Here is a 23112-nt window from a genome sequence, read left to right as displayed (position 1 = left end):
GCGGGTCCGTCTCCGCCGCGGCAAGGCGGCGACGGGCGTGGTCAGTTCAGAGCGTCTCGCGGTCGAGCCCTGCATAGGTCAGGAATGCCTGAAGCGCTTGACCGTAGAGCTCATTCATGATGTCGCGCTGTTTCGGAGTCCAGTCGCGGTAGATCTGTTCGATGATCGTGGCCAGGTCGGAGCTGAACTTCTTGTCGTGGATGGAGTGGTCCACGATGTGGAGGGTCATGTCGGTCTCGCCCCGCCGGGCACGGCCGGCGAGCTGGATGAGCAGGACGAGCATTCCTGCGACGAGTTCCTTGCGCAGGTCGTGGTCCATGTTGGAGAACCGGGCCGGGGAGCGAAGGATCTTGGTGAGTTGCTTCCAGGAGGCTTCGCCTGCTGCGCGCAGGACGGCCAAGGGCTCGTCGCTGCCGCCGGCGGGAAGGGTGTTGTAACCGGCGGCGTTGACGCTTGCGTGCAGCCAGTCGGTGTCCTCGATGCTCAGGACAGGCCGGACGCACAGATAGATGTCGCGGACTGCCGAGCGCGTTCCGACGACGATGTTCAGGCCCCGGCCGATGACGGCGAGGGGGGCGATAAGGATCTCTCCGCGGTCGGGGAACTCCTTGAGCTCTTCGCGGACCATCCGGTCCACGTGGGCAGGTAGGTGCTCCTCGTAGTTCTGTTTCTCCGGCTTCTTCACCAGCAGGCAGATCCGGTGGTTCAGCCCGTCGGCCTGTGCCACCCCGGAGGCGAGGTAGGCGGCCTGCTCATAGGAGTTGACGGCGAGGATGACGCGGGCCCGTTCCGGTTCGTGCTTCTCCAGGCGGGCCAGGCGCTTGGCGAGCTGCTGCTCGTACAGGCCCCGGCCGAGATCGCGCAGTGCGTTGGGCTTCAGCTCTGGCGGGAGACCCCCGATCCTCATGGCATCCCCGCTGCTGCCCCGTACAGGCGTGGCGAGGGTGACGATGGACTCCGGACGGGTGTCGGGGAGCCACCAGCGGACCGGGGCATGGATGTGTTCCTGTACGGCCTGTGGTAGGTAGGCGGTGGCGGACAGGCCCATGACGGGGCGCTGCACGCCGGCCGCCAGCAGAGCGGTGAGGCCGCCGAGTTCGCTGACGAAGGTGTGCGGATCGCCGCCGAAAGAACGTGACAGGAGTTCCGCTTCCTGCTCCTTTTTGTCCATGCCCTTGACCTGGTAGCCGTGGATGGAGCGGCCCAGCATGGCCAGGGGGTAGAGGGTGGCGACCGTGCTGCTGCGCATGCTTTCAAGGATCTTGCGGACCGATCCCAGGTCGAGATAGCGCAGGGTCTGGGCCTGCATGCGCAGCTCGTCCAGCGCGCTGTCGAGTTCCCGTAGCACGGTGCGGGTGATCAACAGGTTCACCACGGCGGCCTGCTGATGCGCATCGGGCACGAGCTCACGCAGGAGCGTGCGCATCGCGTCGCGAGTGTCGGTGAGGTGGTCCTGGCCGCGCTGCGCGGTGAGGATCGTCAGGGCTGATTGGATGGCGTCCCAGTCGGCTCCGTCGGGAAGCTTGGCCTCCTCATCCGGTCCGGCCGCGTACCAGCGGGCGGGCATGATCTCGTCGAGGAAGGCGAACAGCTCGGGCGGAACGTCGTCGGCCGCGGTCTGGTGGGGGAACAGGAGCTGAAGGATTTCACGGTCCCTCGAGCGGGCCAGGCGCCAGCCGGTGTTGTCGCGGCTGGCCCCGTCAGGGCTGTCCGCCTCGTTGCCCGGGTTCAGCCTGAGCCCGCTGCCTGAGCAGAGCCACAGCAGCAGCATCTCGGCCATGAGCCGCGCGTGGCTGACCGGCGCTGCAAGGGACATCTCATGGACGACGGGCAGGTTCCTGGCGTCCGAGTCGATCTCCCGCAACGCGGTCGTCCGTTTCCGGGAAGCCAGAGTGAGCTCCGAGGTACAGCGGCTGATGGCGGCCGTCTGGAAGGCATCGATCTCATCGATCACCAGCGCATCGCAGGCGCGCAGCGTCATCTCCAGCACGCTCATGCCCCTGGTGCCACGTGCCTTGCCGCGGAACTCCTGCCCGTCCAGGACGACACCGATGCGTGTGCGGCCTTCCAGGAGGTTGGCGTGGTTGGTGACGATCACGGCCGCGTCGGTGGCCCGGTAGAACTGCTGGAACTTGCCGCACACCGGGGCGAAGGAGCAGGTGAGCCGGGTGGAGCCGGTGGCCGGAGAGGTCAGCGAGGTGCAGTTCTCCTCCCCGTACGGATACAGGGTGGGCGGGTCCATCAACGCCCGCTGCGCGCAGCCGGCCGACAGCAGCGCGATGTCGGTCCTGGCGCGCCGGTCCCATTCGTCGATCTGGGTGGAGGTACCCAGGGCGGCGTAGTCCATGGCCCGCCGGTGCATGCTCGACGGGGACATCAGCGGAGTGCAGTGAGCGGGCTCGGCTAGGTGCTTGTTCTTGTGCAGATAGGCCAGGTCGTTGTTGATGTCCCAGGCCATGTCCAGGGTGGCGCGGACATCGGTGACGGCGAGGGCGATTCGCCGGTCGTTGAGCGCTGCCCAGGACGCCATGACCCGTACGAGTACCGTTTTGCCGCTTCCCGTGGGGGCGTTGAGGACCTGCAGGTCTCCGGACGTCAGGTCCAGTTCGGTCAGCTCGCCGTCGGTCGTCTTCATTGCCTTGAAGAAGCGCTTGAGCACCTTGTGCAGGTAGGCGACGCTCTTGTCCTGGCCGCTAAGGATCTTGGCGACATCCAGGAGTTGGTTCACTGTCGGCGCGACCCGGTCGCGCTGCGGGCGAGTGTGCACCTGCGGGAGCACCTCGTGGCCGGGCGCTTCAAGGAAGCCGGGAGTCGCCTGGATATGGATCTCTCTACTGGTCGTGCCGTGCTCTTGGCCCAGGTAGGCCGTCCTCGTCTTGAGGGTCCCTGGGCCCGCGAACGCCTGTGCCTTGGGGCGCTTGCCGAAGGTGAAGAACGGCCCGGTGACGCGTTGTGCGTAGCCGAGGAAATCCCCTCCCACCCTGGGGATCACCGCCTCGGCCAGCTGTGGGTCTCCGGCCGGCAGCCGCAGCGAACCTCCCGACCTGTCCGCGAGGTCGGGATCGGGGGCCAGGGTGCCTAGGAGCGCGAGGACGGCGGCCCTGAGTTTCTTCGCATCCGTCCATTCGGGAGCCATCAAGGCCATCACCTGACGGATCAGGTTCCGCTCGGCCACTGGCAAGCTCGCCCACTCCGACCATGCCTGCGGCTTGCGGTGGGCGAAGAACGTGGCTTCTTCGAAGCCGGCCAGGATGCGCCCCTCGTCGTCCTTGCGGGGAAAGTAGTGCGCGGCCAGAGCGAGTGCTCCAGCCAGGCCGGCTTCCTTACCCGTCATCTCCCCGCTCACGCCTTGCCCTCCTTGATCTGCGTGATGACCATCTCGAGGTAGTCCGTCGCGGTCATCGCCGCCTTCATCCTGTATGTGCGGCACACCGCGTGGAGCTGGGCCACCTGGTCCTGGCGATGGTCGGGCACTACCAGGTACTCGGCGCCGCCCTTATCGCCGCCGTCCATATGAAGTTTGCTGACCAGGTGATTCGGCCAGGTGTAGTCCTTGAAGTCAGCAGGAAAGTGCGGCTGTTCGCTTCCTTCGCGGGTGATCCACAGGTCACACTGGTCCCCGTTGGGCCACAGATGTGATGTCCAGGCGGTTCCCTCCAGGGCCGCCGCGGCGGCTCGGTGCAGGGCCAGTTCGGGTAGGCCAGGGATGACGGTGTAGCGCCACACCGGCCGTACCAGCGCCATGTACTCTGCGGCCGGCTTAGCCTGCGGCACGTGCGGTACGGCCCCGGTCCATAGGCGTGCGAACCGGCCGGACGGGACCCGGCATTCGAACGTCGGACTCAGTTCGGGGGCCGACTTCTTCCGGGCGGTCACGACGAACTCGTACGACGCGCCCGTCTCCTCGTGCCAGGGGTACAGACACCGCACCCTTCCCCTTGTGCGCGCGCCGGTGCGGGCAGTTGTCACCTTCATCGGCCACTTGCAGGCGGGGCAGGGCCACCACCAGCCGTTGAACTGCGCGTACTGGGCGATCGGCTTGTAGAAGTCGTTCGCCCGGGAGGGCAGCTTGAGCTCCGTGAGACTGCCCGTCGGCACCGTCGGGTTCTCAACCAGAGTGGTGCGGTGCCTCTGGTAGAAGGAGCCCTTGATCGCGCTGAAGACGGCTTCCTGGCTGTACTCGTCATCCAGCTTCGGTTTCGTTACCTGCCCGGTGAACTTCCCGACCTTCTGCGCGGCCCGCAGGACGCGCTGGGCTTCGTGCCGGAAGTCGAACCCGTCCTCCGTGGCAACGCCCTCGCTGTCCATGAGCCGCACGCCAGCGAGAGCCTCGCTGTCGATCCAGTCGGGCAGCAGCCCTTCCAGGGAGCCAGCCCGGTCGCCAGTGAGCCTGCCCATCAGTTCGTCGAACAGGATCAGGTGCCCCGGGCCGCATGCCGCCATCAGGATGCCGTGGGCCTCCATGAGGCGGTCCAGGCGTCTCGGCCCGTCCAGTCCCTCGCCGACCATCGCGTGCTCGCACACGGCGAACGCCTTGACGATTTCCAGCAGTGCGTGAGTCTGCTGAATGTCCGTTGTGTCGTCAGCTTGCATCACGTGCCGGACCATACGGCAGGCCACTGACAATGGGGCCCTGGGAATCCGGAGGGGAGTTCAGCCAGAGCTCTCGTCGAGGCCCTCGGTGTCGATGCTGGGATACAGGCCGCGGTAGGCGTCGAGGTGGTCGGCGATGTGGCTTCGCCCGGAGTCGGTGAGGAACCACCGGTACGGTCCGTGAGTCACTCCGTCGGGGTGCCGCAACACGATGAAGCCCCGGCTCGGGGTCCGTCCATCAGGGCTTTGCCCCACCGCCAGGTAATGCGGCCCACGCCCGGCGAGGCTGCCGTCCACCCCCTGCGCTCCGGCGCGCGCGACCCGGACCATGATCTTCCAGAGCCACAACGACAGCAGCGGCGCAGGTGGTCCTGCTTCCCGGGGAGCCCCGAGGGCCGCACGGGCCACCGCTCGCCCGTGCCGGGTCATCTCCACCCGGGTACGGGGGATATCCCCCAGACCGTCGACATACAGCCGGTCCCGGTACACGACGATCAGGCCACGCCGCTCCAAAGCGGCCACCGACGATCCAGCTCCTGGGTCATGTACCCCCGCTGCGCGCAGCCCCTCCTGAATGCGGGTGTACCCGACTACATCAGACGAGGCGGAGACCGCCAACGTCATGCGCCGCCACTCGGCTGCCGGTCGCTGTTCCGCTCCCACCAAGCGGGCCTGCCGCTGTTCTTCCTCTACCTCCTGATCGTGACGGAAGATGCACGTCAGATAGGTACGTTGCCGCTTGTTGAGGGCCCTCCATACAGCCATCGACTCCTCGGAAGGCTGACGGGGACGTCGGACGGGAAGCACTGGAAGGGGGTCCTCCGGGCGGCTGCGGCGCCAGGCATCCATTACCACCCGGTCGGGGACTTTATAGACCTGGGCGATCATGTGCGCCACCCTCCCCAGGGTCTCGGGAGATCCCCACATCCAGCCGCGCACACGTCTGCCGCGTTCAAGATCGCGGATCTTCTCGGCGCTGATATGTAGGCCGTGCGCACCACGCTTGCGTCGTAGAGCTGAGGCGGCTTCTTCCGTGCTCAAGCCAGCATCACGACGCAAGTCGGCCAGATTCTCGGTACCCGGTTCGCGCCCTGTCAGATCCTGCGCACCACATCGCAGAACCTCTAGCAATCGGCCGAAAGCTCGGTCACCAACAGTCCGTGTTCCCGCTTCCCAGTGGCGTACAGCACGTGGCGTAACCCCTACAGCGTCGGCGAGCTGTTCCACGCTCATGTCTCTGAACAGTCGTTGGCGTTGCAGGGCCTGGGGGCGGAGGGACTGTGCCATACCGGAAGCAAAACGTAGTGAACAGTTCACTGCAACTGTTCACGACGGGGCGATCCTGATCCGGCCAAGGCGGCTGCAGGTATCTACCGTCCAGAGATTGGGGCCAACGCTGGTCGCCCCTCAGGAGGCGCGCGGTCTGTGCCTCTCGGTCGCAGGGCCGGCCAGTGAAGGAGCCGTGGTGCACGACAGCGTGGGGAAGGCCGTGCGCGGATGGGACGCCAGCCCCGAGGTCACCGCCTGGCTCGGCCTGGCCGCCGAACACCGCAGTCACCTCTACGAGAGCCACCACGCCGACCAGGTCACTCCTTCGGGACGAGTTCTCCTGACCAGACGTGCGGACGCGCTCTTCGAACTGGCCGATGTGGTGCTGAACGCGGACCGTCCATTCCGGTCACTGGTGGAGGTGGAGTCGCGCGCTCTGGCAGGCTCCCCTCATGGCGTTCACCCCTCCTCCCGAGGCTTCGGACTTCACCTTCACGCTGGCCGACGCACTCGACATACCTGTCCGCGTGCGCTCCGACGGAGACCTGGCGAAGTGGGACCGCCGCCAGGCGCCGAAGGCCGCGCAGCCATGGCCGGTGACCGACGCGCTCCCGGCAGACGGTGAATACCTGGCCACCACCACTTGGCGGCAACTCGTGACGGCGGCGACCAGCGCGGGCCGCGACCTGGCACCCTGGCTGCGGAAGACGCCGGCATTCGCCGTCAACGAACTCATCGCCCGCGTTGCCCCACTGCAGGCGTATCTCACACTCAAGGATTTCAAGGCGCCCGCTGGAGCGGCGGAGCGGCGGCTGTTCGTGAACGCCGTCTACCGCCACGGCACAGAACGCAGCGCCCATGCCGCCTTCGGATACCACCTGGGCATGACGATGGCCCAGTGGCTGACGGTCGGTATGGCGGGGCTGCCGGCCACCGTGCACCTGGAGGCTTGCGGCATACCCGAGCTGGTGGATCCGACGAAGAAGCTCCCAGATCTCTACGGCAATCACGCGGTCGAGGCGCTGCCGTGGCTGATCGAAGCCAAGGCGCGCAAGTCACTGGGAGTCGGCGACATGCGCGACGGACAGTGGCAGCTGGACCAGGCGACGGCGGAGATCGCCGTCGCGCACCGGCAGGTGCTCTGCGGAACGGTACTGCCGGAGCCCGGCCGCTGGGAGGACGACCACCTCGTCATGATGGTGCACACCACTCTCGTGGGCCCGTCCCCGGTCGGCGGCGTCCACTCCCTACCAGACCCCTCGAGTGACGGAGGCGAACCCTCACTGGACGAGACCCCGGACGATCTGCTCAGTGTCGCGCGGGACCAACTTCTCGTCTTCAGAGCCTTGGCGTTCGGGGCAGTCCAGGACCTGCGGGTCGTCCCGCTTGCGGAAACGGGGCCGGGACATGGCGGACCATCCAGGCGGAAGAGCGCCATGAGGCCGCTTGAACTAGATGCCGGGACCCGCGATCTACGCAGGCGTGTGCTGGCCGAAGGGGTGCCTTACGAGCGGCTTCGGCAGGAACAGCACTCGACCGTGAAGGAGTTCGTGGTCGGGCGTATCCCCGGTATTGGCCTCCACCTTGGCCTGTCGCGTGGCTTGTACGCGGCCTGCGCCCATCTGCACCAGATGCAGACGGAGATCCCAGCGGAGGAGCCCCTGTTCCCTGCGGCTCCGTTCCTCGTGCGGCGCGGGGCGGACGAGGAACGTGAGGAGATGAGCCGCAAAGCGCGGCGCACCTTCTACGAGCGCGAGGACGAGCGACTGGTGACGGTCAGGCGGGAGATGGCCAACGCGTACAGGACCCAAGAGGTGCCGGCCGGACTCCTGCGCGGTGCTCCCCTCGTGGTGGAAGGGCCCGAAGCCAGAGGCGGGGTGCTGGAGGCGAGGACGGCCGAGACATACATGGCCGTCGAACCCACCGATCCGATCATGCCCGGTCACCGCTGACTCTCCTCCCGAACTCGGTCAGCAGAGGCAGCGTTTGTGCGGGAGGTAACTCATCGGTGAGGTCTGAGCGGCCGCCCGCTTCCCGAGGAGCGCTGGTAGGGAGTAGGGATCTCGACGGCAACGTGGGCCCAGGCTACGGGAACGCCCTGTACTTCTTCTCCTCGTCCGGCAGCGATTTGCCGACACTGATTAAGGAGCCCCGGCGCCCAGGGGGCCGCAGCCTGTATGGGCGAGCGCGCTGTGAGATGTCGGTGATACGGCGAAGCCCCGTCGGGGATCCATACCCGACGGGGCTTCTGCAGGGAGCGCACAAGGGAGTGGGGCGTCCCCGATGGGCACAACTGTCGACTTCACCTCTCTCGAGCGTTCGGAGCCCTTGATACGACGAAGCCGTTCGGGAAGCACCCCATCGGGGCTTCTGCGCGAATCGTGCTACGACGTGTCGCGGTCGGCGTGGGTACCGTTGTATTCAGGCACCCCGCTCTCGAGCACGCGGAGCAGGGACGCGGTGACGACACGTGTCGTACGGCCGATGCGCAGCACGCGGCAGGGGAACTCTCCGCGACGAATAAGGTCGTAGCCCTTCGCTCGTGAGAATCCCAGTGCCCTTGATGCATCTTCCACGCTCCCTGTTCCGTCCCAGGTAGCCCGAATGCGGATAGGGCTGTAGCGGGGGCCTGACGGCGCTTTGCCTTCTTGATGCATTTCGAAGTGTTTCTCCTTGCTCAGGCGGTATCGCTATTTTTAGAGTCGGTGGCTGGGGCCCCGTACTGCGGAGTCGGCTGGCAAAAAACGGCACAGCGGCAAGGGCCGGTAGCGGTTACACCGATACCAGCTGAGAGAGCGCGCCGATCGGTGACGGGGTTGTTGCGTGCTGCAGAGAGCTGAAGGGGGACCAGGGATCTTCGCTCTCGGAGTCGATCTGGTGTCATCTTCGCGATTCCTTCCGACATGCGAGCAGGTGTTGGCGGTGGGCCATTAATGATCCGCGGGATTGCCGGTTTGGCTAACCGGCAATCCCGCGCTATGTTGCGCCGCTTTGCAGGTGCTGCGGAGTCACAGGGCCGCTCGTGTCAAACGCCCTTCAGGGCTCCTTCCCGGTCAGTAGGATCACCGGCAGAGCGGGGCGGAGGCGCACGGGGGTGGGGAGCAGCGGTATGGCAGCGGGGGGTCGGCGGGGGTCGGCGGAGCGGGTTCGGGAGCGCCGTAGGGCCGCGGTGCGCAAGCGCGTTCACGACAAGGCACTGGTCGAGGTGCGGGGCTGTCTGCGGGACTGGGACGACGGCCGGGACGCGGCACGCGAGGCCAAGGCGGTGGCCGAGACGATCATCGCGCCCGAGTACGAGGGCCGGGTGCTCATCGAGTTGTTGCAGAACGCGCACGACGCGCACCTGGCCGGCGCCGCCGACGGACGTATCGAGATCCGGCTGGACGAGGACGAGGGTGAGCACGGCACCCTCTATGTGGCCAATGGCGGCAAGCCGTTCGGCGGCAAGAACTTCAAGGACCTGTGCAGCATCGCCCTGTCCAGCAAGCGTGCCGACGCCGGGATCGGCCACAAGGGCGTGGGCTTCAAGAGCGTGCTGCACCTGTGCGACGCGCCCGAGATCTACAGCGTGGCCAGGGAGGGATCCCGGGTCCCCGACGGGTTCACCTTCCGGTTCGCCCGGCTCGATGACTACGACACTCTCGCCCGGGAGGTGGCACCCGAACGCGCCGGTTTCGACGACTACTTGAAGGAGAACCTGCTCACGTTGAAGGTGCCCGTCTTCCTGGAGGAGGCACCGAAGAGCGTCCACAACTTCGTGCGCCGGGGCTTCGTCACCGTCGTCCGTCTGCCGCTGAAGTCGGCCGACGCGCGCTCGGCCGCCGGGGCGCAGGTGCGGGAACTCATGGACGACAGCACCCCGTTCGAGCTGTTTCTTGACCGCCTGGAACGTGTCCGGCTGGAGCGGCGGGTCGCAGGGAAAACCCGGGGCAAGACGTATGACCGCCAGGTGGAGGTGCTGCACCAGACCCGCGGCCTGAAGGTGCAGCTGGTCACCTTGCGCCGGCGGATGCGACTGATCGTCGTCTGCGGGAAGGTCGACCCGGACCGCGCCCGGGAGGCGCTCACCGCGTCGATCGAGAAGAGCGGGATGCGACGCGACTGGATGGCCTGGGAGAAGAAGGCCGAGGTTCGCGTCGCCGTACCGGTCGCCGATCCCCTGCGGGAGGGGCGGCTGTACACCTTCCTGCCGATGGGCGAGCAGATCCCGGCGCCCCTGCGCGGCTTCGTTCACGCCCCGTTCTTCGCCGAAATGAACCGGCGCTCATTCAACGAGGCCGTGCCGTGGAATGGCCTGCTGCTCGACACCGTGGCCGAGACGTGTGCCCGCGCGGTGCTCGCCACGGCCGAGGGACGGGCCCCCGTTCCCGCCGGAGCGCTGGTCGACCTGATGTGCTGGCGGTCGCCCACGGCACTGACCCGGCTCACTTCCGCCTTCCAGCGGCTGGGCCACGGCATCGCCCAGGTCCCGTTCATCCCTGTGATCGCCACGGCGTCCGGCACGCGCACCTCCCTGCACCGGGCAGTGCTGTGGGAAGGCAAGGAGCACGCCACGGCCTTCACCCCGCACGCGGTCGCCGCCAGTGGGGTTACCGATCTCCTCGACCCGCAGCTGCATTCCGTACGGCTGCGACGGCTGGTGTCTCTCGCGAGGAGTGTGGGCACGCGCCTCGAACCGCCGCCGGAGCGCCTCGCCTCCTGGGCGGAGCGGCTCGCCGAGGCCGCCGCCAGTGCCCCCTTCGACCCTGGATGGTGGGCGGACTTCTACTACGACCTCTCGCAGGAGTTCCCCGACGGCTCGGACCTGACCGGCAAGCGGATCGTTCTCACATCCGGGTCGGCGTCGCCGGCACCGGCTGGCGGGGAAGGCGTCTTCTTCGACCGCGAGTCCCCGCGGGGCGGCTCCCTTCCGGCCCTGCCCGACGGGCTGTCCGGCCGTCTGCACTTCGTGCACGAGGGCATCGCCTGGACCGGCAAGGGCCGCAAGCGCAGAGCGCAGGGCCGCACCTGGCTCAGGACCGCCGGCCTCGTCCATGAGTACGGAGCCGACCGGGTGCTCGAGGTCGTGGCCGCGGCACTGAGGGCGGACGGAGAGGGCGGAGTCGAGGACGGCGTGCGCCTGGCCTGCCTTCGCTACGCCTGCGCGGTCTCCCACGCGCTGGAGACCGAGGGGCGCAGGGCTCCGCAGCTGAAGGATCTCCGCGTACCGACCCGGGGCGGCTGGCAGGAGGCGAGCCGTGCCATGTTCGGGCCGGGATGGCCCGGTGAGCACTCTTCCATCGATGACACTCTGACCCGGTTCCTGGAGCGCGTCCGGGGACTGTCGTCCGTACTGACTCAGACGGAGCAGCGTCTCCTCCCGCGCCCCGAGGAGCTGTGCGGGGACACGCTCCCCGTCGAGGCCATGGGGCGTTTCCTCGAACGGCACGGCGTCGCTCACGGCCTGCGTCCCCGGCACGAGGTCTTCCGCACCGAAGTGCGAGGCCAGGATCTCAACTGGCCCGCTCGTTTCTGGGTTCCGAACCGGCGGGATCTGCTGCCGCAGTGGCGGACGACCGCCGAGCGCTGGCCGAACCGGCGGCGGGTCGGTTACCTCAAGGTGGCCTACCACTCACGCGCCCGTTCCGCGGACGTGCTGCCCGGACAGGACGACTACGCCGCCTTCGGTGAGGAGGACCGCAGGCTTTACGCGGAACTCATTGTGCACGGCCTCGCTTTCTCGTGGCCGGACTCCGCGCTGGAGATGCATTTCGTACGCCACACCGACTCCGCGGGTACCCCCTGGCCCACTCCGTTGGCCGCCTTCCTCGCTCACGCGCCGTGGATCCCGCAGACCACCGTCCCGGGCGCCCCCGCTGAGGGGATCGTGTTCGCCACGGCGGGCCGGACCTGGTGGTGGCAGGGCGCTCAGTCCCCGCCGCCGTTCCTCGGCGTGGTGCCCGCGACCTTGCGCAGCAGGCGGTCCGCCAAGCTCGTGGCACGCCTCGGCCTGATCGGCATCCGCGCCTGGGACGACCCCGGCACCGCGCTCGACCGGCTCGGCCATCTGCCCAACCTGGTGCAGGCCGTCCCGCACCTGCGTGAAGGCAGGCACGCGCACGAGATCGGGCAGGAGTACGAGAAGGCATGGGCCCAGCTGCTGCCCGCGAACGGCGGCACACGCACCGCCGACGGCGGGCCCGCCACGCCACCGCACCGGCTGCTGGTCCACCGGGCCGGTGCCCTCGAACCGCTGGACCTGACGGAGACGGACGAGACGGTCTTCGTCCCGGACCCGGACGGCGCCCAGAACCGGGCCCTCCTGGACCGCGTCCCGGTACCTGTGATCCCGATCAGGGACAGGGCGCTGGGCGCCCGGGTCCACGCCTTCCTCGACCATGGGGCGACGTTCGACGTCCAACGGTGCAGCGACGCCGCACACGACATCCAGGTCGACGGGCTGCCCGTCCGTGAGGCGATGCGCCTGCCGCTGACCCAGTACGCGGGCGCCTGGCTGCTCACTCTGGTCGCGGCCCTGGTGGAGTTCGACGAGGAGCGCGCGTCCCGGACGGAGCCTGTGACCGTGGCCGAGTCGACCGGGCTGCTGCGCCGCTGCGAGGTGACCGTGGCCGACGAGGCCGTCGTCTGGATCGCCGGACACCGTCTCACCGAGAACGGCACGGACCGCGCCCTGCTTCACCCGCACCCCGACCGGCCCTGTGTCGTCGTCGTGCACAGCGGGCCGCGCACCGGCTGGCGGGTGCTCCGTACCGCCGCCCCCGCCCTGGCCGCTCTCATCCGTGCGCCCTACCTCGCGGACATCCTGTGGAAGGCCCTGACCCGGCTGGAGGAGCGGGGACTGAAGACGGACGACGTGTCCGAGGAGGATCTCGCGGACGTCCTGGAGCTACGGCAGCACCAACTGCGCGCCGTCCTCGCCGAGCGGGCCTCGCAGCGCTCCGGCAGCGCGCGGCTCGTGCCGCTCCTCGCCTGCCTCGACCTCGACCTCGCGGAGGAACTCCAACAGCGCGTCGAGGACTTCCCCGACCGTGCAGCCCTCCTGACCTGGCTCACCGCCCGCACCGGCGCACCCGACGCGGAACGCCTCATGCGGCTCCTCGACGACGACCCGGAACGGCAGCTGAGGGCCCTGTCCGTAACCCTGGCCGAGGCCAACCGCGCCTGGCGCGCACTGAGTCTGCCGCAGATCGACAACACCGACCGGCACGAACGGCAGTTCGCGACCTGGCTCCAGCGAAACCGTCCCGCACTCGCCGAGCGGATCAGGGACGCCCACGCCGACGTCCACCGCTCCGGCCGGTCCCTGGCCGCCTACGTGCGCCTGCGGGGCCTGCCCACACTCGCGCCGGACCCGACCTGGCACACGACACTCTGGGACCTCACCGACCAGCTCCTCCAAGCTCACGCGGACGCCTGGCTGACCCGATCGCTCCCCGCGCAACCGCCGACGTCCCGCGCGCTGCCGCCGCTCACCGAGGTCCGCGAAGCATCCACCACCGCCGTCCACCAGCACCTGCCGCGTCTACGGCAGCTGATCCAGGAATGGCAGCGTCTGCACCCGACGAGCCACACCGTGGTGCCGCCACCCCCGCAGGAGGTGCTGCGAGCGCTGGACGACGAAGGGCTGCTGGACTTCGAGGTCCTATCCACGAAGGCGTTGATCACCTGGCTCAGCCACCACGGCCACTGGCCGACGGACATGCCCCTGTCGGACCGGCGCGCCCAACTCGGGCTGTCCCCGACGCGCTCGTCGGCGCCTGCCGGGAACAGCGGCATGGCCGCGGGCAGAGGCCAGTCCGGAGCACCCGTGCCCGGCCCCCAAGTGGCCCTGAACGGCAGGCTCGTCCCGGCGGGCCCCGACGACCTGGCCGCACTGGCCCGTGAGGTGGCCGCGGACCTGACACCGGAACAACGCGCCACTTCGGCCACGGCCGTGACCACGCTCGCTCCCCGCATTCCCCGGCCGCGCACCCCGTCACAGCCCGGAACGGGATCGCAGGGCGGTTCCTACCAGGCCGCGGGCAACGACCAGGACCGCACCGTGCCGGTGGGCGTAGCGGGGGAGGCGGCGGTGGCCGCCTGGCTGCACAAGCAGTTCGGCGTCGAACCACAGGACTCATGGAAGTCCAGCCTGCGCGTGCACGGACTCGCCGGAGCACAGCCGGGGGACGACAGGCTCGGCTACGACTTCCTCATCCACGACGGCGACGCGGCCTACCTCTACGAGGTCAAGGCGTCCACGGGCGACAGCGGAGAGATCATGCTGGGCGAGTCGGAGGTACGACGCGCTTCCCGGCTGGCCCCGGGCGAGACGTACTTCATCGTGTACGTCTCCCATGTCTTCGACCGCGACCGCCGCGCCATCACCGTCCTGCCCAACCCATTCGGCGCTCCGGACCTCGCAGGCTACGAACTGGTTAGCACCCAGCTGAGGCTCCGCTTCAACCTTGGCTGAATCAATAAGTTCGGGCCCGGCTGGCTGTGAGACGTTGGCCTTGTTGACGAGCTTGGCAAGCATGGGTTGGACACTGAGTGGGCACGGCCGAGCCGAGCCGGTGGCTCTGCACGGTCACGCGGCGCTGCGCGTGGAGGCGGAAGCGGAGCCCGTGCAGGAGGCCAACCGCCTGGCGGTCGTAAAGCCGCCGAAGGTGGAGTATGTGCAGAGCTGGACGCCGGTGATGACGAGCAAGCTGGAGGGGCCGAAGTGAGCGAGATCAGGCGCGACGAGTGGGTTGGGATGACCAAGTCCGCCAGGAGGTACGAGCCGTTTTGGGAGAGCGTCCGGGTGGCGGAGGCGCAGGGTCGTCCGGTGATGCACGTCGTTAAGGTTGGCAAGTTCATCATGCAGGCGTCCACGGACATCGAGCTCGCCAAGCTGTTCGCGGAGCACCAGATCTTCGACCAGGACGAGGTCGGCGAGTTCGACTGGGTGCCGGACGAGTTCGAGGTGCTGCATCTTCGGTTCAAGAACACGCGGACCGGGGAGTGGGAGTCCACCATCCAGTCCATCGCGACGGTGCCGGCGCTGCCGGAGGTGCCGAAGTGAGTGAGCCGCAGGGTCCCGGCCCTTCGTGGTCTGCTTGCTGGCCATCAGGCGACTCTCTCATCGGAGGAAAGCCCGCCGTCGATGACGCCGAGGATGCGGTCATAGGTATCCAAACCCCGCTGCTCGCACTGCACTTGGTCGGCAAGGACCAGCCGCATGCGAGCCTATTCGCGGCTGGCTATCGCGGCCGCCGCGTGGGTGGGATCGGTGCAAGAAGCCATCCCACACCTCAAAACGGTGTAGCGCAGGCACGCGCGTCGGGGGCGCATTCCGCCCGAGCCACCGTCTGATCTCACTGCTGTACAGTCCGCCGACATATCACTGTGCGCGAGGGAGTTGGGGGGCCTCTAGTGATCGGATTGCAGATCCCGGAGATCTACTGGGACGACGAGAACGCCGTGAGTCTGCTGGTCGAGTACTTCACCCGACGACGGTCAAGCGGTGACCTGTTCTATTCCGGCGCGCACTTCGAGCGCCTGGGCGGGGGCGGCGACGCCGAGCATGTCGCAGACCGCTTCGACAGCAACGACCTGTTAGCCATCACCATGCTCAACGTCTCCCTAGAGCCGCATGGGGCGATCAACTTGCTGACCGACCCCGACGGGCACTGGGCGCGCCTGCTGTCGCTAATCCCTCGTGACGCGCGCCTGGAGAATCCTGGAAGCGATGCGCTCATGGAGGAGGATGGACCCGCGTGGGAGTTGTGGGAACGCCTAGCTGGCACTAAGCGCTACCCAGGGAAACCCGACGGCAGCGGCCCGGTTGTGGCAGGTAAGTTGCTGGCCCGCAAGCGGCCGCACCTCATCCCCATCTACGACATCCGCATCAAGCAGCTATTCGAGCGACCGAAGGTGGACCACTCCTTCTGGGCCGCGCTGTCTGCGGCCCTGCGGGTGGACAACGGTGCCTTCCATGATCAGTTGATCCATCTCCGCGGCAAGACGGGTATCGGTGAGGACATCGGCGTCCTGCGTGTGTTCGACGTCATCGCCTGGATGCTCCAAGGTCGGCAGGGCCAGGTCGCGACGAGCTGAGCCCTGAGGTGGAGTGGTGGGAAGGCACATGCGGAGGCCGATGGGGCACTGAGGGCGGGCGAGGCTAAGCGCAGACATATTGAGCCCTACCGGGCAGATGTCCCGGAAGAGACCAGGCAGCCCCGTGAGCTGCTGTGATGGGTGGTTACGCGCTCCTGACCTGGTGAATGAACTTTCGGCTGTTTCACGCTCATGCCCGTTGATGCAGCCGGAGGTCCCAGAAAAGTCCCTGAGCACTCCCACTGCCCGGAGCCACTCTTTCGGTTCTATACAGAGTGTGGGGGCGCAGTGCCGCCAGTGCCACGTCAGTGGTAGTTGTTTCTGACCGTGCTGGTTCTCGGCGTGATCATGGTGCGGGTGTTGGTCCGCACCCCAGCCGCCTGGCTGAACTCCTGCCAGGTGAGCGGTTCGGTGGTCACGGGCTGGCCTTCTCCGAGGATCCCCTGCACGAGGCCCGTTCCGAGAGCGGAGAGGCGCTCGAGGAGCCAATCCTCAGCCACGAGCAGGTTACTGACCTTGCCCGTGGGCCGGGTGTGGGTCCGGTGCTGGACCTGATGGGTGCCGTTGGTGTCGTACCAGAACGGTCTGCTCGGATGCTGACGCAGGCTGGCGCCGTCCGTGAGCCAGTGGCTCAACAGGGTGACGTGACCGGTGCATCGATGGAGCAGTCGTAGCCGGAATGGGACCAGCTGTAGTCCTGGGTCGCCGGCCAGGCGCTTACGGGCTTTCCTCCCGGGCCTAGTTGTATTGCCCTGTGAGGTTGGCGACGCGGCTAGCGGGTGGTTGGCCCTTGAGCGCGGTGTGTCAGCGGTGGTGATTGTAGGTGCGCAGCCAGTCAGGGAAGGCTTCGCGTCGTTCCTGTTCGCGGCCACTCGATCAACCGGAGGAGCAGATCGACATGAGCCAGCAGATGCGGTCAGGTAGACCGCGTATGACAGCGACGCAGGAGGCGAGGCTGTGCGCTGGCAAGGGAAGGCTCCCACCTTCTTCACGCAGCCGAAGCCCCCCGTGGAAACAAATCTGCACCTGCTCGACGTTGTTGATCCCCTAGCCGAGGAGGGGAAGGTGGCGAGCCTGAAGCTGTTCCATACGACGAAATGCGGCGTGGCCGAGGTCATGCCGCGTCTTGCTGAGGTTGAGGCGGACGTGCAGAGCCTCGTCGAGGCGCACATGGAGACGATGCTGGGCGTCACGTTCCTCGCGAGCGAGTACGTCATCGATTGCGTCGACGGTGGACGGATCGACTCGCTGGGGATAGACGAGAACGGGGCACCGGTGATCGTCGAGTACAAGCGCGGCACGGACGCCGGCGTGATCAATCAGGGCCTGTACTACATGGCCTGGCTCACTGCGCACAGAGGCGCCTTCGACAGCCTGGTCCGCGACCGGCTTGGGGTACCAGCCGCGGCCCACGTCCTGTGGAGCGCGCCTAGGCTGATCTGCATCGCCGGGGACTTCACCCGCTACGACGCCCACGCCGTACGTGAGCACCGGCGCAGCATCGACCTGGTCCGCTACCGGTACTTCGGCAACGACCTCATTGGGCTTGAGACCGTGGCTTCGGTCACTGGGCAGCCAGGTGCGAGCCGACGGGCTCGCCGGCGCACGGGCGTGCTCCCGGCAACCCCGAAGAGCACAGGTGCCATGACGGAGCTGGCCGAGGCTGTCACCGAGGTTTTCCTCGGCCTTGGGGAGGACGTCACCCGTGTCCAGCGCAAGCAGTACGTGGCCTATCAGCGGCTGCGGAACTTCGCCTGCGTCATACCGCCCCAGCAGACCAAGGTGCTGGTCTACCTGAAGGCGGACCCCAAGGGGGTGGACCTCGTGCCCGGGTTTACGCGGGACGTGAAGGGGCTCGGCCACCACGGCACGGGCGACCTGGAGGTACAGCTGCGCACCGAGCGTGACCTGGAGCGCGCCCTCGAACTGTTCCGGCTCAGCTACGCCGCGGCGTAGCGGCTTCATGGCGGGTAAGACGGCAACGCCAGCTATTCGGTTGTGAATGGTCGTTGTCTGCTGGGCTTTCACAGTGGCGGTTACGGACGTGGCGGTGGACTACTAATAGTGCGGCGGGGTCCCGGTTTCGGTAACCGGGACTCCGCCGCTTACTTGCTCGCCCGGCCTGGTAGTCAGGTGCGATGGGGGGCGGACTCTGGGCTCCAATGAGGCTGGCCAGGATGAGCCGGATCTGCGTGCGGTGCGCCTGACCAGATTCAGTTCGCAGAGGGCGTCAACGGGACTCGGACGACCTCGTAGTCGCCTCGTTCCGGTTTTGTGAATTCCGTGCCGATCTGCGCGGTCACTTCCATCGCTACCAGGCGGGCGGCCAAGATGTGCTGGATGCCGATGCCGCCGTTGAGGTTGTCGGTGATCAGGTAGACGAGTTCAGCGAGGTCCACTGTGCCGCCGAGTTCTTCGAACACCTCGCGGTGGAGGGCCGCTTCGATGGTGTGGTCGTCGGCTTCTACGCCGCCGCCGACCGTCACCCAGTAGGGATCCCGGCCGGCTTGATGCGCTAGATCAGGACAAGTTCTTCGTCGTCGAGGAAGATGGCGCGGGCGCTGCGCCTCACGACGTCGGCCATGGCGTGAGTTCCTACTGGCCGCGGTGTGGCATGCACAGGGTCGGAGGGCCGCCTAGCGGCGACCGGATCTCCAGACCGGCGGACCCAGCATGAAGCAGGCCGTGGCCAGGGTGAGGTGTACGCGTGCCTCGTTGAGAGGCTCGACCACAGGGCGAGGGCTGGTCGTGTCGCGCGGCCAGCGGGGTTCGTGCCGCGAAAAGACGAGGCGGACCGGCTGGCTTCTGCGGCAGACTGGCCCGCCCCGCGCTGGGTGCGTCGCTCCCATGCCATCGAGATCGTTTGGAGGAAGGCGATTGACTGAGTCCGATCAGCCGGCGGCCCGGTGGAAGAGCGAACCGATGACGACGCGGCTCATCGCCGCCGTACTCGTCACGAATCCCGACAACGGCAGACTCCTCATCTTGCGCCGGAGCAGTCACCTGGATTTCGCACCCGGCGAGTGGGATGTCCCAAGCGGCAAGGGCGAGTCCCGGGAACCGATCACTGCGACTGCGGTACGAGAACTGAAGGAGGAGACGGGCGTCGTGGTCGCCGAGGCGGACCTGCGCCTCGTCCACGTGGTCCATGGCTGCTGGGGAGTGGAGGTCCCGGGGATGTTCATGGCCCTGATCTTTCATACCGACCGGTGGAGCGGAACTCCCCACAATGCGGAACCGCACAAGCACGACACCATCGCTTGGGTGCCTCCGAACGACCTTCCGCAGCCCTTCACGCACACCACCCTGGTTGCCGTGCAGCGGTACCTGGACGGGGGCCCGATCCTTTCGTTCGACGGTTGGCCAGAGGCCGGATGACGGTCAGTTCGGGCGGCTTCCGCGGGAGCGTTGCGCGGCGTCGTGAAGCTCAGCAATGAGCCGCGCAGCTTCCTTCCTCCCTGGCTGGCTCCAGCCGGGGATCCTCGGGGTGCGCGTGCGGCCCTGCGACCTTCGCACAGTAGAACAGCGCCATCAGCAGGCCGGACCTGCTCTCCAGGCCGGGCCGCCGCGCGCTCCACACGCGCTCCGCCAAGGCCGGGACGGCGAGGGAATGGCCCCAAACGGGCGGTGCCGGCCTCCGAGAAGACGGGCTCCCAGCACGAAGTCCTCGCGCGGGCCGCCGCGGCGGCGCGTACGCGGCCGGGCACCCTTCGCCTTCACTGGGGCTCGGCGGCCGACCAGCTCCAGCTCCTCGATGTTGATGCCGAGGATCTCCTCCCCCCGGCGTCGTACGGGTGACGCCTTCCACAATTGCCCTGTGGGCTTCTGACCAGTCATGATGGCCTGCGGGCGGGTCCTGATCTTGATCAGACGTCCTCATGTCACGCTCGCTCGAAGTGATGTGCCCGGTGGGCTGCTGGGTGCGGTGGATCTCCGCACGGCTTGCCTTCGGCCCTGGGCGCCGAAGGGGCGGTGGGTCGACATGGGCCGGGATTGTCAGTGGTGAGTCGTAGCCTCTTGGGAGCGATGTGGTGCGTGTTCGGCATGGGGCCGAGCTGGAGCGCAGCGGGCGTATGTGGCTTCGCGGCTGAGAGCCCTCCTCCGGAAGCGGCGCACCACTGGGAGAGAGGACCAAGGATGGCCGCGCTTCCCACCCAATTCGGAGAGGCCCTGAGCGTTGTCGAGCCAGATGAGGACGCCGCTCACGCGCAAGTCGCACACGCGCAGGTATCGAAGGTGCTGGAGGGTGACGAACGCCTTCGTGGGCTTGGTGTCGATCCGTTGCTCATCGGGTCGTACAAGCGGCACGTTTCCATCAAGCGGGTGAAGGATGTCGATGTCTTCGCACGGCTGACCAAAGCCGACGGGTCTCTCAGGCCAGGGGCAATTCTTGATCATGTTGCCGATATTCTTGGCGTGACGTTCCCGGGAGACGTGGAGCGCCAGCATCGCTCGGTCAAGGTCGACTTCCCCGACTACGACCTGTCGGTGGACGTGGTGATCGCACGACCGTGTGGAGATCACTGGGAAATACCTCAGCGGATCGAGGGAGACGGCCGGGCGCGGTGGGTGGAGACCAATCCGACCAAAATGACGGAGCTGACAACCGCGGCGAACAAGTCATTCCTCCTGTATGACGACGACGATGACAGCGGCGTCTATGTCCGGATCGTCAAACTCGTCCGACAGGTGCGCCGTACGTGGGTCAATGGCCAACCGGGTGGCTACTACTTCGAGGTCCTGACCTACCACGCCTTTCAGGAGTTGCAGCCGGACGAGCAGACGGTCGCCGCATACCTCACTCGCATCCTGCGACGGATCGCCGAGATGCTGCCGGAGCACGTGGATGAAGGACCGGTCGATCCCACATTGCCCGATAAGACGATCAAGACGAAGGCCACGTCAGAGCAGATTGAGGCAGCGGCAGACCAGATGGCGAAGGCTGCAGATCTCGCCGAGGCGGCACTTGGTGAAGAAGATCGGTGCGTGGCAGCTGTGAAGTGGCGTCAGCTGCTGGGTACGACTGAGAACACCGAGGTTCCGGAGGATGTCTTTCCCCTGCCCGACTATTGCAACGCGGACGGAACGACCAAGAGCAGGAGTGTCCTCAAGGGTGCGCCGGCAGTCCCGGCGGGGCAGGACCGCTACGCGTGAGCGGGGCCGATGGCTGGGATGCTGACCTGCTCCGCGAGGGCTTGGTAGCACGTGGCTTCACCGACGACGGTGTACGCCTGCGAGGGCCTGTTCCCTGGCGCGGTGCTGGTGGTGCCGAAGCCCGAGCGCGCGTGGAGATCGAAGTCGACGAACGCTTCCCCTTTTATCCACCGCAGGTCCGACTTCTTGACCCGGGTTCACAGCTGGAGGTCACCTTTCATGTCGACCGTGCAGCTCGTCCTGGAGTCTCCGGCAACTTGTGCTTGTGGGACGACGCATGGCCGGCCGACAGAGCACCGTGGACTGATCCCGACGAGTTGCTGTCCCGAATCGCTGGCTGGCTCGAGCAGACAGCGGTTGGATGGCCGGGAGACAACGTTTGTGATCTTGAGCGGTACCTCGAAGCTGACCCGACGACGTTCGTGCTCTACGACGCCGAGAGCCTGGCTCGCCTTGAGGGCCACGCTGTACGCACCCGCCGCGGCTCCACGAGCGGCACGGTGGAGATCCGGAATACCCCGCACCGTTTGAAGAAACGGGCAGGGCGCCCTGGATTCAGCCGGGCAGACAGGCAGCTTGTGTGGGTGGAGGATCTGGGACAGATTCACAGACCTGTCCGGTCCTGGGCCGATATTCACGACGTACTCGGGGAGCGCGCGGCTTCGGTAGAGCAACTCGTTGCAGCTGGCGTGGTGAACCTGGTGCTGCTCCGCTATCAACGCGGTGACCAGCAGTCGGTCTTGGCCCTGACGGTGAAGTACGCGGCCGATGAGATCAAGGTGCGAGCCTGCGAGAGCGCGGACACCAGCAGTTTCACACGGCAGTTGCGGGCCGGCACGATGGCGCCACAACTCGCAGACGTACCCATCGCCATCGTCGGATGCGGCGCCATCGGATCGTTCACGGCCGCTCTGCTCTTCCGCGCGGGGGCCCGGCGTCTCACCCTTATTGATCACGAACGACTACGCCCCGGAAACGTCGTACGACACCTCGCCGGCCTCGAACAGGTCGGCGCCTGGAAATCAGAGGCGGTCCGAAACTGCCTCACGGCCATCGACCCGGCGATCGACGCAGTGCGGTCCGTGACAACGGCAATGACCTCGGCCGATGAGGCCAAACTGCTGGTCCAGCACCACCGAATCGTTGTGGACGCGACAGGAAGTGCACGCGCCACGAGTATGCTCGCCTTCGCTGCGAATACCACCGACGCCGAAGCGGACAAGGCGGTTGTGACAGTCTGTGCGCAACGTGACGGAGATGTCGTACGCGTCGATCGACTTCCGGCCCGGGGTGTAGAGACCTTTCTCCCCCCGTTGCCTGCTCTCGATGATCAGAACGAGCTGCGAGAGAACGGCTGCGGGAGCCCTGTTTCGCGTACCCCACCGACAGCGGTCGTCGCCGCTGCCGAACTGGCTTGCTGCGTGGTGCTCGACGAGTTGGCAGGACATTGCGAGCTCCCAACGTCCGTCGCGTTTGTGAGCCGTCCTCAACCAGAGCAGCAGTACACCCACATCGGGCTGGTGCTCCCGGGGCCCATGCCGCAAGATCAGGTGGTGAAGTGAAACAGCGGCACTTGGAAGCCATTCTCTTTGCCAGCGCTCTGGACGTCATTCGAGCAGCCGCGTCTGCCGCTGGACGCACCGAGACGGGAGGTCTATTGCTCGGCTGGTGGGAGGACGACGCCATCGTGGCCCGCTACGCCATCGAGGTGCCAGACCCGGATGCGACGACGTCGTCCTGGACGCGAGCGGATCACCGAGCGCAGGACGCGCTCGACCGGGCGCTCACGGACTTGGACCACCCCTGGCTCGGCTACGTTGGAGACTGGCACACCCACCCCGCACGCTGCGGCCCAAGCAGCCAGGACGAGCAATCCATCTGCAATGCCTCCCGCGGATACAGCCAGCCGCTGCTGTTGCTGGTCCACCGCAATGACGACACGTTCGAAGCACGCTCTGCCGACCAGGGGCACCTCTGCCCACTTACAATCCACCACCGGTCTGGCGACAGGTGATA

Annotated in this window: 15 protein-coding genes and 4 pseudogenes; 10 read left to right on the top strand and 9 right to left on the bottom strand. The window is 67.1% G+C overall.

Annotation, left to right across the window (positions count from 1 at the left end; genetic code table 11):
- Window positions 1-46: 46 nt before the first annotated feature.
- The 4 genes and pseudogenes from ACIRPP_RS11210 to ACIRPP_RS11195 form a co-directional block, all read right to left on the bottom strand.
- Window positions 47-3346 (bottom strand): hypothetical protein, encoded by a 3300-nt coding sequence (locus tag ACIRPP_RS11210; RefSeq protein ID WP_403640226.1) that lies wholly within the window; start codon window positions 3344-3346, stop codon window positions 47-49.
- Window positions 3343-4593, bottom strand: a complete 1251-nt coding sequence (locus tag ACIRPP_RS11205; protein WP_392708826.1) for a hypothetical protein — start codon at window positions 4591-4593, stop codon at window positions 3343-3345. Before ACIRPP_RS11205 ends, ACIRPP_RS11210 begins: the two co-directional genes overlap by 4 nt.
- A 60-nt stretch (window positions 4594-4653) precedes the next feature.
- Entirely contained in the window at window positions 4654-5115 is a 462-nt protein-coding gene (locus ACIRPP_RS11200; protein WP_229901339.1) for a hypothetical protein, read from the bottom strand.
- 588 nt (window positions 5116-5703) lie between these two features.
- Window positions 5704-5880 (bottom strand): annotated as a pseudogene (locus ACIRPP_RS11195) (helix-turn-helix domain-containing protein); the annotation flags it as partial.
- Between the two features lie 434 nt (window positions 5881-6314).
- On the opposite strand from ACIRPP_RS11195, the gene ACIRPP_RS11190 reads away from it, so the two are divergent.
- The gene (locus ACIRPP_RS11190; protein WP_403640223.1) at window positions 6315-7814 is read left to right on the top strand and encodes a hypothetical protein; all 1500 of its coding nucleotides are present in this window, start codon (window positions 6315-6317) and stop codon (window positions 7812-7814) included.
- A 432-nt stretch (window positions 7815-8246) separates the two neighbouring features.
- Here ACIRPP_RS11190 and ACIRPP_RS11185 read toward each other — a convergent pair whose 3' ends face one another.
- Window positions 8247-8519 (bottom strand): helix-turn-helix domain-containing protein, encoded by a 273-nt coding sequence (locus tag ACIRPP_RS11185; RefSeq protein WP_392708819.1) that lies wholly within the window; start codon window positions 8517-8519, stop codon window positions 8247-8249.
- Window positions 8520-9031: 512 nt separating this feature from the next.
- Here ACIRPP_RS11185 and ACIRPP_RS11180 point away from each other — a divergent pair.
- From ACIRPP_RS11180 to ACIRPP_RS11165, 4 genes are all read left to right on the top strand, one after another.
- A complete protein-coding gene (locus ACIRPP_RS11180) occupies window positions 9032-14317 on the top strand; it encodes a sacsin N-terminal ATP-binding-like domain-containing protein (protein ID WP_403640219.1) in 5286 nt (1761 codons plus the stop codon).
- A gap of 61 nt (window positions 14318-14378) precedes the next feature.
- Window positions 14379-14570: a hypothetical protein gene (locus tag ACIRPP_RS11175; RefSeq protein ID WP_358494378.1), complete on the top strand. Its 192-nt coding sequence runs from the start codon at window positions 14379-14381 to the stop codon at window positions 14568-14570.
- Window positions 14571-14671: 101 nt separating this feature from the next.
- Window positions 14672-14908, top strand: coding sequence for a hypothetical protein (locus ACIRPP_RS11170; RefSeq protein WP_403640215.1), 237 nt, complete (start codon window positions 14672-14674; stop codon window positions 14906-14908).
- Between the two features lie 350 nt (window positions 14909-15258).
- Window positions 15259-15942 carry a DUF6308 family protein gene (locus ACIRPP_RS11165; RefSeq protein WP_403640212.1) on the top strand — a complete coding sequence of 228 codons (684 nt, stop codon included), beginning with the start codon at window positions 15259-15261 and terminating at the stop codon, window positions 15940-15942.
- Window positions 15943-16247: 305 nt separating this feature from the next.
- Here ACIRPP_RS11165 and ACIRPP_RS11160 read toward each other — a convergent pair whose 3' ends face one another.
- Together ACIRPP_RS11160 and ACIRPP_RS11155 are read right to left on the bottom strand one after the other, a co-directional pair.
- The gene (locus tag ACIRPP_RS11160; RefSeq protein ID WP_403640209.1) at window positions 16248-16577 is read right to left on the bottom strand and encodes a hypothetical protein; all 330 of its coding nucleotides are present in this window, start codon (window positions 16575-16577) and stop codon (window positions 16248-16250) included.
- A 103-nt stretch (window positions 16578-16680) separates the two neighbouring features.
- A pseudogene (locus ACIRPP_RS11155) lies at window positions 16681-16806 on the bottom strand (IS481 family transposase); the annotation flags it as partial.
- Window positions 16807-17007: 201 nt separating this feature from the next.
- Between ACIRPP_RS11155 and ACIRPP_RS11150 the strand changes: the two are divergent.
- Window positions 17008-17898: a DUF5655 domain-containing protein gene (locus ACIRPP_RS11150; protein WP_403641157.1), complete on the top strand. Its 891-nt coding sequence runs from the start codon at window positions 17008-17010 to the stop codon at window positions 17896-17898.
- A 263-nt stretch (window positions 17899-18161) separates the two neighbouring features.
- On the opposite strand, the pseudogene ACIRPP_RS11145 reads toward ACIRPP_RS11150, so the two are convergent.
- Window positions 18162-18526, bottom strand: a pseudogene (locus tag ACIRPP_RS11145) (NUDIX domain-containing protein); the annotation flags it as partial.
- A gap of 293 nt (window positions 18527-18819) precedes the next feature.
- Here ACIRPP_RS11145 and ACIRPP_RS11140 point away from each other — a divergent pair.
- On the top strand, window positions 18820-19320 hold the full coding sequence (locus ACIRPP_RS11140; protein ID WP_403640206.1) for an NUDIX domain-containing protein: 501 nt from the start codon (window positions 18820-18822) through the stop codon (window positions 19318-19320).
- Between the two features lie 49 nt (window positions 19321-19369).
- On the opposite strand, the pseudogene ACIRPP_RS11135 reads toward ACIRPP_RS11140, so the two are convergent.
- Window positions 19370-19564 (bottom strand): annotated as a pseudogene (locus ACIRPP_RS11135) (hypothetical protein); the annotation flags it as partial.
- A gap of 515 nt (window positions 19565-20079) precedes the next feature.
- Between ACIRPP_RS11135 and ACIRPP_RS11130 the strand changes: the two are divergent.
- Genes ACIRPP_RS11130 through ACIRPP_RS11120 form a run of 3 tightly spaced genes read left to right on the top strand, consistent with a single transcriptional unit; the run spans window position 20080 to window position 23110 of the window.
- The gene (locus tag ACIRPP_RS11130; RefSeq protein WP_403640203.1) at window positions 20080-21096 is read left to right on the top strand and encodes a nucleotidyltransferase; all 1017 of its coding nucleotides are present in this window, start codon (window positions 20080-20082) and stop codon (window positions 21094-21096) included.
- Entirely contained in the window at window positions 21093-22658 is a 1566-nt protein-coding gene (locus tag ACIRPP_RS11125) for a ThiF family adenylyltransferase (RefSeq protein WP_403640200.1), read from the top strand. The genes ACIRPP_RS11130 and ACIRPP_RS11125 overlap by 4 nt, the downstream gene beginning before the upstream one ends.
- Window positions 22655-23110: a Mov34/MPN/PAD-1 family protein gene (locus ACIRPP_RS11120; RefSeq protein WP_403640197.1), complete on the top strand. Its 456-nt coding sequence runs from the start codon at window positions 22655-22657 to the stop codon at window positions 23108-23110. The genes ACIRPP_RS11125 and ACIRPP_RS11120 overlap by 4 nt, the downstream gene beginning before the upstream one ends.
- The last annotated feature ends 2 nt before the right edge of the window (window positions 23111-23112 follow it).

Origin of the sequence: Streptomyces sp. NPDC101219 (assembly GCF_044767675.1) — a bacterium.
Taxonomy (GTDB): Bacteria; Actinomycetota; Actinomycetes; order Streptomycetales; family Streptomycetaceae; genus Streptomyces.
This window is presented reverse-complemented; position numbering and strand designations above follow the sequence as displayed.

Excerpts from the sequence above, each read along its gene's own strand:
- ACIRPP_RS11175 (WP_358494378.1), top strand. The coding sequence starts at position 14,379 with ATGGGTTGGACACTGAGTGGGCACGGCCGAGCCGAGCCGGTGGCTCTG.
- ACIRPP_RS11130 (WP_403640203.1), top strand. The coding sequence starts at position 20,080 with ATGGCCGCGCTTCCCACCCAATTCGGAGAGGCCCTGAGCGTTGTCGAG.
- ACIRPP_RS11185 (WP_392708819.1), bottom strand. The coding sequence starts at position 8,519 with ATGCATCAAGAAGGCAAAGCGCCGTCAGGCCCCCGCTACAGCCCTATC.
- ACIRPP_RS11205 (WP_392708826.1), bottom strand. The coding sequence starts at position 4,593 with ATGCAAGCTGACGACACAACGGACATTCAGCAGACTCACGCACTGCTG.
- ACIRPP_RS11190 (WP_403640223.1), top strand. The coding sequence starts at position 6,315 with ATGGCGTTCACCCCTCCTCCCGAGGCTTCGGACTTCACCTTCACGCTG.